The sequence below is a fragment of the Candidatus Nitrosopumilus koreensis AR1 genome (assembly GCF_000299365.1).
GTDB classification, from domain to species: domain Archaea; phylum Thermoproteota; class Nitrososphaeria; order Nitrososphaerales; family Nitrosopumilaceae; genus Nitrosopumilus; species Nitrosopumilus koreensis.
Map to the genome: position 1 here is coordinate 191,185 of NC_018655.1, position 12,408 is coordinate 203,592.

Consider the following 12,408-nt stretch of genomic DNA (forward strand, 5'->3'; position numbering starts at 1 on the left):
TAATGGTTCAATTTTTTCAAAAAAATTTCTTCATACTAGAAAAAACACTTTTAGCTTTAAATTATCCTTAAATAGCAAATTTTGCATGTCAACCGAAGCAAGAGACACCATATTCATTGGTAAGAAACCATTGATGGCATATGTTACATCAACGATACTTTTTTTCCATCTTTCTAAATTTAGAAAGTTCCACAAGATCATTAAACTGATCAAAATTCACTACTTTGTTTTTGTATTTTGAAGTTGTTCCCGTCTTCTTTAATTCTTCAAGTATATTCATTGTAGCAAAAGTATTTGCAAACAATACTGATAATGGATACAAAATTATGTTAAATCCCATTTTATGTAATTCATGAGCTGAACTAATTGGAGTTGCTCCTCCTTCAATCATGTTTGCAACAAGTGGTGCATTTATTGATTTTCCAATTTGTTTCATTTCTTTAATTGATCTTGGTGCTTCAACAAACACTGCATCTGCTCCTGTTTTTTTATTTTGTAATCCTCTTTCTATTGCAGCGTCAAGTCCTTCGGTTGCTCTTGCATCTGTTCTTGCAACAATTATGAAATCTTTACTTCCTCTTGCATCTATTGCAGCACCAAGTTTTTCAGTATATTCCTCTTGTGAAACAACTTCTTTTCCTTGCATGTGTCCACATCTCTTTGGCCATCTTTGGTCTTCTAGAAAAATTCCAGATGCTCCCGCAGATTCCAATTCTTTTACAAGTTTCCAAACACTAAGTGCATTACCATAACCCGTATCTGAATCCACTATTACTGGAACTTTAACTGCTCTACAAATTCTTCTAGCATTATCAATGGTTTCAGTGGCTCCTATGAATCCATAATCTGGCATTCCAAAAAGAGTGGCTGATGTACCATATCCTGTTTGAAACATTGCATCAAATCCTACTTTTTCAGCAATCTTTGCACCAATTGCATCATATACCCCAGGAATGACTAGAGGCTTGTTAGATTTTAACATGCTACGTAAATTTTTCATAAACTTGTTGCCTCTATGAATTATTTATCATTTTAGAAAATCATTATGTCGATATTTTGTTTTAGTCTTTGTTTAAATCAAAATAATCCTCAAACTAACTAATCATTCCACATAAAATTTGAGTTAATTCTGTATCTTTGGATAATGTTGTAACTGCAATCAATAGTCACATAAATCAAAAATTAATACTTTATTATAGATATAACTAGATCTATTTTCCTATTTTTGTTGAAAATATTTTGGACGTAACACAGGATTTAATTCAATTCTGTAGTTGCAATAATGATTAAAATTTTTATTCTATTTTGATCTCTTTGCCTTTCTTTTCCACATCTTTTGCATCAATTTTCTTTAGTTCTTCTTGAAGAAATTTTCTATATTTTTCAGTTTCCTCATTAGTCATGTTTGCAACATTTGAACTTAAAATTGCACCCATTGAAGATATTTTTTCAAGTACATCCATTGCTACAAATCTTCCAACATTTCCTAATCTAAAAAGAACATCTAATTGCTTTTTTACAATATCATTGACCTTGTCAACATCCTGAGCAGTTTCTGCACCTTTTTCTGTTAATTGATATTTTCCATCTTTTGTCTCTTGAATCAATCCTTCGTCTAACAGTCTGCCTAACAGAGGATAGATCAGACCTGGGGATGGTTTCCAAATTCCATTGCTTTGTTCTGCTGCATAATTGATGATTTCTTTTCCTGTGTGCTCTTTTTTCTTTAACAATTCTAGTATGAAATATCTTGAAAATCCTCTAGGGACTGAGCTCCCTACTCTTTGAAACCATTCTGAAATCATCACTAGTGATATCACTAGTGATATATATGAATATTTTGGATCATTCCTAACAATTACTACATATTTATCTCGCCTCAAGCAAGTTTGTCTTAAAATGGTCGATTCAATCGAGTTTGATTTGATAATTTGTGGTTCTGGATTAGCTGGCCTTAGAGCAGCAATTGCAGCTGCAAAAAAAGGACCGAATCTGAAAATCGGAATTGTTTCAAAATTGCAGGTAATGCGATCTCATTCTGTTTCTGCAGAAGGTGGAACTGCTGCAGTCATTCAAGAAGATGCCGGAGATACAATTGAATCTCATGTTTATGATACCGTAAAAGGTAGTGATTTTCTTGCAGACCAAGATGTTGCAGAAAGACTCTGTGTTGAAATGCCAAAAGAAATTCATCAATTAGAGCATTGGGGTATGCCTTGGTCTAGAAAAGAAGATGGGAGAATTGATCAACGTAATTTTGGTGGTTATAGTTTTCCTAGAGCGACTTATGCATCAGACAAAGTTGGTTTCTTTGAAATGCAAACATTGTATGATACATGTCAAAAATTTGAAAATATTGAATATCTTAACGAATGGTTTGCAACATCTATAATTCATGATGGAAAAAAATTCATGGGTCTTACTGCAATTGAATTAGGTTCGGGAACATTTTACACAATTAAGGGAAAAGCCCTCATTATCGCAACTGGCGGTGCTGGAAGGCTGTATAGTTTTTCAACATATGCATTATCTTCAACTCCTGATGGTTTGGATATGGGCTTACGTGCTGGTATGGCACTCAAAGATATGGAATTTGTACAATTTCATCCAACAGGAATTTTACCCTCTGGTATTTTGATTACTGAAGGTGCAAGAGGTGAAGGCGGTTATCTACTTAACAACAAAGGCGAACGTTTTATGAAAACTTATGCTGCTGGAAAAATGGAATTAGCTCCACGTGACATTGTATCAAGATCAATTATAACTGAGATTCAAGAAGGTCGTGGTTTCAAACATGAAACAGGAGTTGATTGTATGAAACTTGATTTGCGACATATTGGAGATGAAAAGATTAAAGAAAAGTTAGGTGGAATCAGAGAAATTTCAATCAAGTTTTCTGGAATTGATCCTGCTCAAGAATTACTTGACATTAGACCTGTTTGTCATTACATGATGGGTGGACTTCATACTGATATTGATGGTGCAACAGAAATCCAAGGTGTTTGGGCAGCAGGTGAAGCCGCATGTAATAGCGTTCATGGTTCAAACAGATTAGGTGCAAACTCTACCTCTGAATGTATTGTTTGGGGTAAAATTACGGGCGAACTTGCGGCAGATTATGCTATGAAAAACACCACTGCAGATCAATGGCCTCATCATTTAGTTGCAGCAGAAGAAAAGAGAATCTATGATGGAATATTTCGAGGAAATGGTGATACTAATCCATATGAAATTAGACAAGAATTAACTGATACTATGAATGAGAAAGCATATGTTTACAGAAACGAAACTGATCTTGTTGCAGGTCTTAAGAGAATTAGAGAACTAAAAGCACAAACTTGGAAACATGTAGATGATAAAGCAAAAGAGTATAACACCAATTTTTCAAATGTGATGGAATTAGATTCTATGTTTAGAGTAGCTGAAATTGTTTTGCTTGGTGCAATTAATAGAAAAGAATCACGTGGTGCCCATGCAAGAACTGATTATACTAAAAGAGATGATGCAAACTTTTTACATCACACACTTGCTTACTATGATCCAAACGAACCAATTATGAAGACATATCCAGTAACAATCACTAAGTATCAGCCTGTGGAGAGGAAGTATTAATGGCTCAAGACGAACATAAAGAAGGCATCAAAGGAATGGCTAATCCCTGTCGTTATGGAATCGAAAGAGTAGCTTACTGGTTAATGAGATTAAGCGGATTGGGATTATTGGCATATTTTATAGGTCATATTTATGAAACTAGTAATATTTTACGAGGGCGAGTAGGATGGAATGAGTTTTTAGAATTAACTCAAACTACTGAGGGGCACATTATATTAGCAATTGTGATTGCGATGTGTGTATTTCATACTGTTAATGGAATTAGAGTAATGTTGGGGCATGGTGGAGTTGGTGTTGGAAAGCCATCAAGACCTGATTATCCTTATGATCCAGCATCTCAAAACTATAGACACAAAATAGGAATCTATTCTGCAATAATTCTTGCTGCTGTTGCTATGATGTACGGATTAGCCGTAATGTTTGGTGAATAAAATGAGAGAAAGCACAATAATGAAAATCCACTATGGAACTGCTTTGGCAGCAGTTGCTTTGGTTGCAGTTCACATATTGATGCGTATGACTATGGGATTTGCTGACTCATTAGAATATGATACAGTTCTTGCAAATTACAAATTCATTCCTTACGCAATAATGTTAGAATTAATCTTAGTATTGCTTTCAGTTCATGGATTTAATGGACTCAGAGTGATCTTGTTAGAACTTAAACAAGGACGTGTATATGAAAAAACAGTTTCTTATGGATGTCTTGCAGCCATGTTTGCCTTAATAGCATATGGTTCACGAACAATTATTATGACTAACATGGGGATGGTATAGAGATGGCACAAGTTTCTAGTATTGCAGATGAACAATCCTCAAAATCAATTACTCTTAGAATTGCAAGATATAATCCTAAAAAAGATAGCGAAAAACAATTCATGGAATTCACTGTTCCATATGAAAAATGGACTACAGTACTTGAAGCAATTCTTGATGTAAAGAAACATTTTGATCATTCAGTTGCTGTTCGTTATTCATGCAGACAAGCAACATGTGGTTCATGTGGAATGATAATTAATGGAAAACCACGACTTGCATGCTTTACAAAAATTAGTGAACTTGATTCAAATGTTGTTACGGTTGAACCAATGAACAACTTTCCAATTATTCGTGATTTAGCTGTAAAATTTGAAAGATTGTTTGATACTCATCATAAAATCAAACCATACCTAGTTAGAGATGACACTGAATTAGAATCTGATGCAAAAGAATTCATGCAATCTCCTGAGGAGTTAGAACAATACATCCAATTTGCAAATTGTATCAAATGTGGATTATGTAACTCTGCATGTCCTACTATGGCCACTGACTCTTCATTTGTTGGTCCACAAGCTCTTGCTCAGGCATATCGCTATGTTGCAGATAGCAGAGATAAAGGAAAAGATTCCAGACTAAAAATTATCGATGACTCTCATGGTATCTGGAGATGTCATTTTGCAGGCTCTTGCAGTCAGGTATGTCCAAAAGGTGTAGATCCCGCAATGGGGATTCAACTTCTTAGAGGATATATGCTTGGTTTTAGAAGCTAACTAAGTTTTTTTTGGATTTGGGCTATTGTTTACTTGATTGTTGATCTGTTCTGCCATAAAGTGATTTGAGACATTTACCTTAACATCATCGACTCCGTCTACTTTCAAAAGATTGTCATGTATATCTTGACAAATTTTAAAACCAAATACTGCTGGACAGAATGGACTTGTTAAGTGCAAATCAACTTTAACATTGCTATCATTGATGTCTACCTCATCAATTAATTCTAGTTCTACAATTGATGTATTAATTTCTGGATCTACAATCTTTGACAACTCATCGAAGAGTTTTACCCGAAGCTGTTTGATATCTTGACTCATGTGGGCAAAAGCGTCGATGCTATATATAACCATTCTAGAACCTTAGTTGATGTATCGTTCTCGTCTTGGCAATGATTTGAGTGATATTACTTTAGATTATGTATCCTCAATTGACGATGATTCTACAATTGCTTTCTATGATATTCTTGGAAGTCAAGCTCATACATTGATGTTATATCAACAAAAGATTATTACAAAAAATGATGCAAAAAAAATTCTCTCTTCTCTTGAGAGCTTAAAAGATGAAACATTCGATTCATCTTCAGGTGCTGAAGATATTCATGAACTAATTGAATCACTAGTGATCAAAAAAGCTGGGATGGCAAGTGGGGGTAAAATGCATACTGCAAGATCAAGAAACGACCAAGTTGTTTTAGATATTAGGATGAAGATTAGAGATGATATCAACATTATCTGTAATTACCTTTTAGACGCCATTGAAGCTCTTGTTTCTGTGGCTAAAAATCATCAAAAAACAATCATGCCTCTTTACACTCATCTTCAACAAGCTCAAGCAGGTCTGTTTTCTCATTACCTTCTTGCACATGCAGATGTTTTATCTAGGGATTTTCAGAGACTTTATGGAACTTTTGAAAGAATAAATCAAAGCCCACTTGGAGCCGGACCTGTTGGGGGAACAAGTATTCAGATTGATAGAAATAGCACTGCCAAGATGTTGGGCTTTGATGGTGTAGTTGAAAATTCACTTGATGCAACCAGTACCCGTGATTTTGTAGCAGAATACATTTCAATGATTGCAATTTTAATGACTAATCTAAGTAAGATTGCTGAAGATTTTGTTATATGGTCTACAACTGAATTTTCTTTTATTGAATTATCTGATGAATTTACATCCCCTTCAAGTGTAATGCCTCAAAAGAAAAATCCTGATATTTTGGAATTAACTCGTGGAAAAACAGCCGAAGTAATTGGAAATCTTACTGCAATCCTATCTACTATCAAAGGATTGGCATCTGGTTACGGTCGTGATTTACAACAAATAAAATCTTCAATATGGTCTACCTCAAAAATTTCAATTAGTGCTTTGTTAATTTTCAAATCAATGCTTCTAACTTTGAAAGTTAATGAAAAACAAATGAAAAAAGTGACAGAATCAAGTAATCTTATTGCTTTAGATGTTGCAGAAAAATTAGTTCAAGAAGGAATTCCATTCCGTGAAACTCATAAAATTGCAGGCTCATTGGTTCAATTGGCACATGCCTCAAAAAAACCTCTTTCAAAACTAACTTCTTCTGACATCAAAAAATCTGTGACTGGCACAAAAGTTGATTCTAAACTGGTTTCAAAAATTCTCTCTTCTACAACTGTTGTCTCCTCACTTAAGGAACGAAAATCTTTTGGTTCTTCAGGATATGATGAACAAAAAAGGATGATTTCTGACAGACTCAGTAAAATCAATGATTTTAGAACTAAAATCACTCATAGAGAAAACAAAATTAACTCTTCTCTTAATGATTTGAAAAAACAGATAGATGAAATAATTCAAAAATAAAAAAAGTAGCGGGTCTAAAGGGATTCGGACCCTTGACAACCGGATTAAAAGTCCGGTGCGCTACCTGGCTGCGCCATAGACCCTCACAAAAAATGCTTTACGTGTATAATTTAGTCTTTTACAAAATTTTTTGTTGTGACAGAAACTTTTAATCTGGCAATTTGACTCAATGAACTTGTGCCCTTGTAGTATAGCCCGGTCTAGAATTCGGCCCTGTCACGGCTGAGACGCGTGTTCAAATCCCGCCGAGGGCGCCATTATTTTCATTTATTCATTTGAAATCATTTTTGCAACCGATCAAAATTGTTTTTTCATAATTTATTGTTCTAAAACTAATGGTTTACAGTCGTTATCACAAGAATATTAAAATTCAGGCAAATTTGTGATTATTTTGTTGTCAGAAGAGAAAAAAGAATCTGAAGAAGCAAAACCTGCTGAAGATTCTACATCTGAGAAACCATCTGTTGAAGATGCTGCAAAAACAGACTCTGTAGAAAAAGCAAAAGCAGAAGCTGCAGAAAAGGCAGAAGTTGCAGCAAAAGCAGCAGAAGAAGCAAAAGCCTCTGAAGCAATTGCTAAAGCAGAAGCTGCAGCAAAAGCAGCAGAAGAAGCTGAAATTGCAGCAAAAGAAGCTCTGGCAAAAGCAGAAGCAGCAAAAGCTGAGGCTGAAGCTGCAGCAGAAGAAGAATACAAAGCAATTGCAGCTGAAGTAAAGGCAGAAGCAGCTAAAGCCGCTGATTATACGTTTAAACGACAAAGTGAAGAGATTTTCAGACGTGAAATGGGTGAACCTGAATTTTGGTTAGAAAAAGAAGAACGTTTCCCACGACCAATTCTTACTGCAGAACAACAAGATTCACTTACTAGACAAGCAGAAACTCCACATGATCAAACACCTGAATATGTACCTGACCATGTTTTGAGTCCAGAATTTGAAGGAAAATCTAATTATGAAAGAGGTGTAGATGAACTTTTAGAAGTTACAAAATTAAAACTTGAAACCTTAAAGAATAATCCAGATGCAACTGAAAAAGAAATTAAAGCTACAGAAGATGAAATTGTTTACTTAGAATCATTACATGAAAATTACTTTATTGGTATGAATGTATTTAGAACAGCTAGAGGCGGTAGAGCTAAGATCACAAAATGAGGATGATATGATTTGGGTAATGTAAATTTTGATGTAATGAATATGAGAGTAACTTTCAAAAATGTTCCAATTTATTCTCTGTCAAAATTTGCATTCAAAGATGTAGGCGCAGCATGTGAAGAATTCAAAAAAATTCCCGGTGTTGATGAATGTATCATAATTCAAACTGCAAGTAGAGTTGAAATTTTTATTGTGAGTAATATGGAAGATGAAGACTCTCCTGATGCCAGAAGAAATGAAGCTAAAGGCCTTGTCTTAAATCAAGTCAAAGATACATGGGTATCATTGTCTGCATTGGAACAAATAGATATTGATCATTTTGATCAAACAATTGAAGTCTATAAGGGCAATGATGTATATCTTCATCTGTTACGTTTAGCTGCAGGACTTGATTCTTTTGTTATAGGAAAGAGAGAAGTTTATGATGAAATTACTCAATCCTTAGAAAAAGCAAAACAAGCCGGAACTTCAGGGAAAACACTTAACAAATTATTTGATAGCGTTATCCGATTAGCCAGAAAAATGAGGGATGCTACTGGAATTGAAAAAGATGTAATATCTCTTGGCGATGTTGCAGTAAAATTAGTAGATGAAAAAGCTGGCTTGGATGCAAAAAAGAAAGTATTGTTATTAGGAACTGGTGAGGCTGCTGCTCAAGTTGCCAAAACACTAAACAAGAAAGAAATTGCATATGATGTTGCAAGTAGAACTATTGATAGAGCCACAGGGTTTTCAACAATTGTAGGTGGAACACCTGTAAATTTTGAAGATGCGTTAGCTGGTTTGGATAAATATGATATTGTATTTGTTGCAACAACCGCTGATTATTTCATTATCACTCATGAAAGAATTAGATTAGTTATGGAAGAAAAGAAGAAAGGAACTCTTATCATGGATATTTCCGAACCAAGAGCTGTAAATGAGGATATTACATCTCTTCCAGGAATTAAATTATTGTTCAGAGACCAAATTGCAGAAATATATGATGAAAGTGTTAAAGCTAGAAAAGGTATTGTTCCTGCAGTTGAAAAAATTATAGAAAAAGAGTTACCTGTATTGTCAATTAGAATGCAAAAATTAGAAAATTAATTTCTTAGAGGCCCTGTTTTCTTAGTAGAAATTGCATAATAGCTTCTTTAGAATAATCAATTCCATGTTCTTCATCAGTATGATTTCTAAAGTTTTCAATTACTTCTTCCATGTCTCCACTAGCTACAAAATCACATTCAAAACCATAATCTCTGCACTTTAGTTCTGCCATGCATTTGCAAAAATACTTTCAATATAAAAATCCACAGGTAGTATTAACATGAGTTTGATAGTCTCAAAAATGAAAATTATTTGTTAATGTTTATCCGTATGATTCAAACTTGATTCCAAAACTACCATCTGGCTTCTTTTCATGTTCAGTAACAAAGCCTTGTGGACCTAGAGAATCAATTACTCCATCAATGGTTCCTTGATAACCACAAATGTAGATTATTGTATTTTCGGGGGTAATTTTCTCACCAACCATCTCTTCTACAGGGGATAATCCTGTTTTTTTGTCTGGTGCAAAAAATGATTCAACTCTACCTACGTGACCATTCCAAGATCTATTGAAGAATTCTTTTGGTCTACTGATTGCTGCTCTGTATCTAAAGTTCCATTGATCTCTTCCTCTCCTTTCACTTTCCATCTCTAAATCTGTAAAGAAACGTTTGTAACTTAATTCATCAACATAACTGGCACCATGCAATACAACAATTTCTCGTTTATCATTTATGTCATGGAAATGTTTTGCAAATGCAACAAATGGTGCAATACCTGTACCACCACCAACACAAATCACTCTCCTTTTATCCTCTTGTCCATTTGGTAGTACGTCACTAATTTGTAACGCAGTTCCACTTGGATCTCCTAACCAAACTTCATCGCCAACACTTGCATAGAATAATTCTGTAGTTACTCTGCCTGGAAGTGGTTTTCTCACCCATCTAATTACAAATTCAAAATACTCTCTATTTTCTGGATGTGATGCAATTGAATATGCTCTTCTTACAATTTTTTTCTCAGCTGGTATTGGAACTCCTATTGTTAAAAATTGCCCAGTTTTGTACTCCGGCATTCCACCTTCAGGAACTAATCTAATAATTACAAGATCTTCTTTTAATAATTCTCTATAAACGACCTTGGCCTTTGTCTCACTAACCATACAACAAGTTTTTTCGTTACTTTGGATAAATATATTTCTGTTATACTTTATGAAAAAAAATTAATTTCTTAACGAATATTTGAAAATTTATTCATTGATCTGTGACATTATCTCATCAAGAATTTTTTGATTTGCAGCTGCAATAAAAGAAACTCTTGTATCGTAGCTTAGATCCGCATCAAGTGGATTAAGATCTGCATCTAAAAGCAATCCTCCTGCTTCTTTTACAATCAGATAACCTGCTGCAATGTCTTGAATTCTAATTTTATCTCGTAAATCAATAAAAATATCCATTAATCCTCTTGCAAACAATGCCATCTCAAGAGCGTTAGCACCAAAATGTCTTGTGTGATTATGATTTTCAAATATGGGATGAAGCTTCTTCATTAATTCTGTTGTTGCACCTGATGTATTGATTCCAATAATTTTGTAAATAGGATCCCTATCGTGCACTTTCATTTGTTCTTGATTGAAAAATGAACCTTTGTTTTTAGACGCCCAATACATCTCACCATTATCTAGATTTGTGATTACTCCATCTGTAATAGAACTAAGTTTGTTTTCTGTTGCAAAAGCTAATGAACTGCAAAAGAAAGGAACTCCTCTAACAGCATTTGCAGAACCATCAATTGCATCCATGATAACAAATCCTTTTGGTTCTTTTGATAATTCCACTCTGCCACACTCTTCACCTAAAACTACACATGGAAAATTGATTTCTTTTAGATAATCAATAACTGTTTTCTCTGCAATAATGTCTATGTTTCTTGAAATATCTCCCCCTGCACCTCTTCCAAAATCTCCTGCAGCATGTTCAGTTCCTGCAAGATCTTTTACATTTTCATAAATCTTGTTTGAAACTTCGCGAAGAATTTCAATTACTTCCATAACAAAAAGTATACTTGATTCGTAATTTAAGTGAAGAAAAATATTTGTCTTGAAAGCATAAATAACAATACGGGAGCTAAAGTTTGTGAGTGGTAAAGATCAATCTGTTGTAAGTAAAGAAGCTCTAATGAGTACAAAACCTGGCAAACAAATTATGAAACAAGGCTTGTTCAAATCAAAAGGATACAAATTATTTAACAAATACAAGGAAGAAACAGAAAACGAATTTCCAAACTTTGCAGATAGATTTACTCGAGGTCTTCTTAATGAAATTAAATCTGATACTGATCCCAATTCAACACAACAAGCGTTTGCAGATGAAGTCGGTTCCACTGAAATTATTTTAAATGCCTCTGAAATTGAGCCTGTAAAATCAAAATTAGAAAGTCCTGACGTTCTAAAAGATAGAGTACTCAGAATTTTAAATTCTAATTTTGTTAAAATGACCTTTCCTGTCTTTAATGCTCTTTTTGATGGAGCTGCAGAATATTCTGGTAGAAATGATCCTCAATTAAGACAAGATATGGTTGAAGGTCATATTCTGGCAATTGATCTTAGTGAACCAATGGATAGAATTGTAGACAAAGATGAAGATTTAGATTATCTTGATGATTACAAATTAATGAATCCATATATTCTGAAACTAGCTCGTGATAAAATTTCTAAAGGTGGAGATGTGGTTCTAAAAGAATTTGAAGAAGGATTCAAAGATGCAAGAGTTGGACAATACCTTGATGAAAAATTAAAATCAAAACCAACAAAAATTACTGAAGAAGAGATGACACTTTCTTATAAAAAATATCGTGCAGTAATGGGAACTGCAGGAAGAAATATGGCGTTGGCTGAACGACCTCTTGGGGAAATTTTCTATTTGGGAATGGCAAGAGCTGCTGAAGGTGTTGGTTGTGGAAATGAGATCGAAGACTCTATTAAAAATGGATTTGTAAAAATTCCTTCATGGCCACTTTATTATTCATTATTAGCAAATGATGTCAAAAAAGGATTTGAGATAACTTTGGAAAAAAGTAATCTGTATTTACAAGATGCAAGACTTGCAATAGAATTACTTCCTGACGGTTTCTCTCATAAGGAATTCTTAGAATTTTTATTCTTAACTGTTGATCATTATAATCAATATTGGTATAATCAATTACAAAAGGCTAACAAATGGCCTGAATTTGAATCAAAACTTCCTAAGTGA

Annotated in this window: 14 protein-coding genes, 2 tRNA genes and 1 pseudogene; 10 read left to right on the forward strand and 7 right to left on the reverse strand. The window is 34.1% G+C overall.

From position 1 onward, the window contains the following. Positions 1-85: 85 nt before the first annotated feature. A pseudogene (locus NKOR_RS01125) lies at positions 86-160 on the forward strand (AlbA family DNA/RNA-binding protein); the annotation flags it as partial. Here NKOR_RS01125 and NKOR_RS01130 read toward each other — a convergent pair. Both NKOR_RS01130 and NKOR_RS01135 read right to left on the reverse strand, forming a co-directional pair. After that, positions 149-982 (reverse strand): isocitrate lyase/phosphoenolpyruvate mutase family protein, encoded by an 834-nt coding sequence (locus NKOR_RS01130; RefSeq protein ID WP_148679361.1) that lies wholly within the window; start codon positions 980-982, stop codon positions 149-151. The pseudogene NKOR_RS01125 and the gene NKOR_RS01130 overlap by 12 nt on opposite strands. A 313-nt stretch (positions 983-1,295) precedes the next feature. Then, a complete protein-coding gene (locus NKOR_RS01135; protein ID WP_014962525.1) occupies positions 1,296-1,805 on the reverse strand; it encodes a PadR family transcriptional regulator in 510 nt (169 codons plus the stop codon). Positions 1,806-1,899: 94 nt separating this feature from the next. Between NKOR_RS01135 and NKOR_RS01140 the strand changes: the two genes are divergently transcribed. Genes NKOR_RS01140 through NKOR_RS01155 form a run of 4 tightly spaced genes read left to right on the forward strand, consistent with a single transcriptional unit; the run spans position 1,900 to position 5,141 of the window. Continuing rightward, positions 1,900-3,612 carry a succinate dehydrogenase/fumarate reductase flavoprotein subunit gene (locus NKOR_RS01140; RefSeq protein WP_014962526.1) on the forward strand — a complete coding sequence of 571 codons (1,713 nt, stop codon included), beginning with the start codon at positions 1,900-1,902 and terminating at the stop codon, positions 3,610-3,612. Beyond that, complete coding sequence (locus NKOR_RS01145) at positions 3,612-4,043, forward strand: succinate dehydrogenase/fumarate reductase transmembrane subunit (protein ID WP_014962527.1); 432 nt, start codon at positions 3,612-3,614, stop codon at positions 4,041-4,043. Before NKOR_RS01140 ends, NKOR_RS01145 begins: the two co-directional genes overlap by 1 nt. Position 4,044: 1 nt before the next feature. Beyond that, entirely contained in the window at positions 4,045-4,389 is a 345-nt protein-coding gene (locus tag NKOR_RS01150) for a succinate dehydrogenase/fumarate reductase transmembrane subunit (protein WP_014962528.1), read from the forward strand. Positions 4,390-4,391: 2 nt separating this feature from the next. Further along, complete coding sequence (locus tag NKOR_RS01155) at positions 4,392-5,141, forward strand: succinate dehydrogenase/fumarate reductase iron-sulfur subunit (protein ID WP_014962529.1); 750 nt, start codon at positions 4,392-4,394, stop codon at positions 5,139-5,141. On the opposite strand, the gene NKOR_RS01160 is transcribed toward NKOR_RS01155, so the two are convergent. Beyond that, positions 5,142-5,462, reverse strand: coding sequence for a metal-sulfur cluster assembly factor (locus tag NKOR_RS01160; RefSeq protein ID WP_026089931.1), 321 nt, complete (start codon positions 5,460-5,462; stop codon positions 5,142-5,144). It lies immediately after the preceding gene. A gap of 49 nt (positions 5,463-5,511) precedes the next feature. Here NKOR_RS01160 and argH point away from each other — a divergent pair, with 49 nt between their 5' ends. After that, positions 5,512-6,975, forward strand: a complete 1,464-nt coding sequence (gene argH / locus NKOR_RS01165; RefSeq protein ID WP_014962531.1) for an argininosuccinate lyase — start codon at positions 5,512-5,514, stop codon at positions 6,973-6,975. Positions 6,976-6,984: 9 nt separating this feature from the next. On the opposite strand, the gene NKOR_RS01170 is transcribed toward argH, so the two are convergent. After that, positions 6,985-7,058 (reverse strand) — tRNA-Lys (locus NKOR_RS01170). A gap of 96 nt (positions 7,059-7,154) precedes the next feature. On the opposite strand from NKOR_RS01170, the gene NKOR_RS01175 reads away from it, so the two are divergent. The 3 genes from NKOR_RS01175 to NKOR_RS01185 all read left to right on the forward strand — a co-directional run bounded on the left by NKOR_RS01175 (position 7,155) and on the right by NKOR_RS01185 (position 9,214). Next, positions 7,155-7,232 (forward strand) — tRNA-Asp (locus tag NKOR_RS01175). A gap of 137 nt (positions 7,233-7,369) precedes the next feature. After that, complete coding sequence (locus NKOR_RS01180; RefSeq protein WP_014962532.1) at positions 7,370-8,125, forward strand: hypothetical protein; 756 nt, start codon at positions 7,370-7,372, stop codon at positions 8,123-8,125. 12 nt (positions 8,126-8,137) lie between these two features. After that, entirely contained in the window at positions 8,138-9,214 is a 1,077-nt protein-coding gene (locus tag NKOR_RS01185; protein ID WP_016939541.1) for a glutamyl-tRNA reductase, read from the forward strand. A gap of 4 nt (positions 9,215-9,218) precedes the next feature. On the opposite strand, the gene NKOR_RS01190 is transcribed toward NKOR_RS01185, so the two are convergent. The 3 genes from NKOR_RS01190 to NKOR_RS01200 form a co-directional block, all read right to left on the reverse strand. Continuing rightward, the gene (locus tag NKOR_RS01190; RefSeq protein ID WP_014962534.1) at positions 9,219-9,386 is read right to left on the reverse strand and encodes a DUF1059 domain-containing protein; all 168 of its coding nucleotides are present in this window, start codon (positions 9,384-9,386) and stop codon (positions 9,219-9,221) included. Positions 9,387-9,476: 90 nt separating this feature from the next. After that, the gene (locus tag NKOR_RS01195) at positions 9,477-10,319 is read right to left on the reverse strand and encodes an FAD-binding oxidoreductase (RefSeq protein WP_014962535.1); all 843 of its coding nucleotides are present in this window, start codon (positions 10,317-10,319) and stop codon (positions 9,477-9,479) included. Positions 10,320-10,406: 87 nt separating this feature from the next. Next, entirely contained in the window at positions 10,407-11,207 is an 801-nt protein-coding gene (locus tag NKOR_RS01200; RefSeq protein WP_014962536.1) for an inositol monophosphatase family protein, read from the reverse strand. Between the two features lie 85 nt (positions 11,208-11,292). On the opposite strand from NKOR_RS01200, the gene NKOR_RS01205 reads away from it, so the two are divergent. After that, on the forward strand, positions 11,293-12,408 hold the full coding sequence (locus NKOR_RS01205; RefSeq protein ID WP_014962537.1) for a hypothetical protein: 1,116 nt from the start codon (positions 11,293-11,295) through the stop codon (positions 12,406-12,408).

Coding starts and splice junctions, on each gene's coding strand:
- NKOR_RS01140 (WP_014962526.1), top strand. CDS start 1,900: ATGGTCGATTCAATCGAGTTTGATTTGATAATTTGTGGTTCTGGATTA.
- NKOR_RS01200 (WP_014962536.1), bottom strand. CDS start 11,207: ATGGAAGTAATTGAAATTCTTCGCGAAGTTTCAAACAAGATTTATGAA.
- NKOR_RS01160 (WP_026089931.1), bottom strand. CDS start 5,462: ATGAGTCAAGATATCAAACAGCTTCGGGTAAAACTCTTCGATGAGTTG.
- argH (WP_014962531.1), top strand. CDS start 5,512: ATGTATCGTTCTCGTCTTGGCAATGATTTGAGTGATATTACTTTAGAT.
- NKOR_RS01150 (WP_014962528.1), top strand. CDS start 4,045: ATGAGAGAAAGCACAATAATGAAAATCCACTATGGAACTGCTTTGGCA.
- NKOR_RS01145 (WP_014962527.1), top strand. CDS start 3,612: ATGGCTCAAGACGAACATAAAGAAGGCATCAAAGGAATGGCTAATCCC.
- NKOR_RS01195 (WP_014962535.1), bottom strand. CDS start 10,319: ATGGTTAGTGAGACAAAGGCCAAGGTCGTTTATAGAGAATTATTAAAA.
- NKOR_RS01155 (WP_014962529.1), top strand. CDS start 4,392: ATGGCACAAGTTTCTAGTATTGCAGATGAACAATCCTCAAAATCAATT.
- NKOR_RS01135 (WP_014962525.1), bottom strand. CDS start 1,805: ATGATTTCAGAATGGTTTCAAAGAGTAGGGAGCTCAGTCCCTAGAGGA.
- NKOR_RS01190 (WP_014962534.1), bottom strand. CDS start 9,386: ATGGCAGAACTAAAGTGCAGAGATTATGGTTTTGAATGTGATTTTGTA.
- NKOR_RS01130 (WP_148679361.1), bottom strand. CDS start 982: ATGTTAAAATCTAACAAGCCTCTAGTCATTCCTGGGGTATATGATGCA.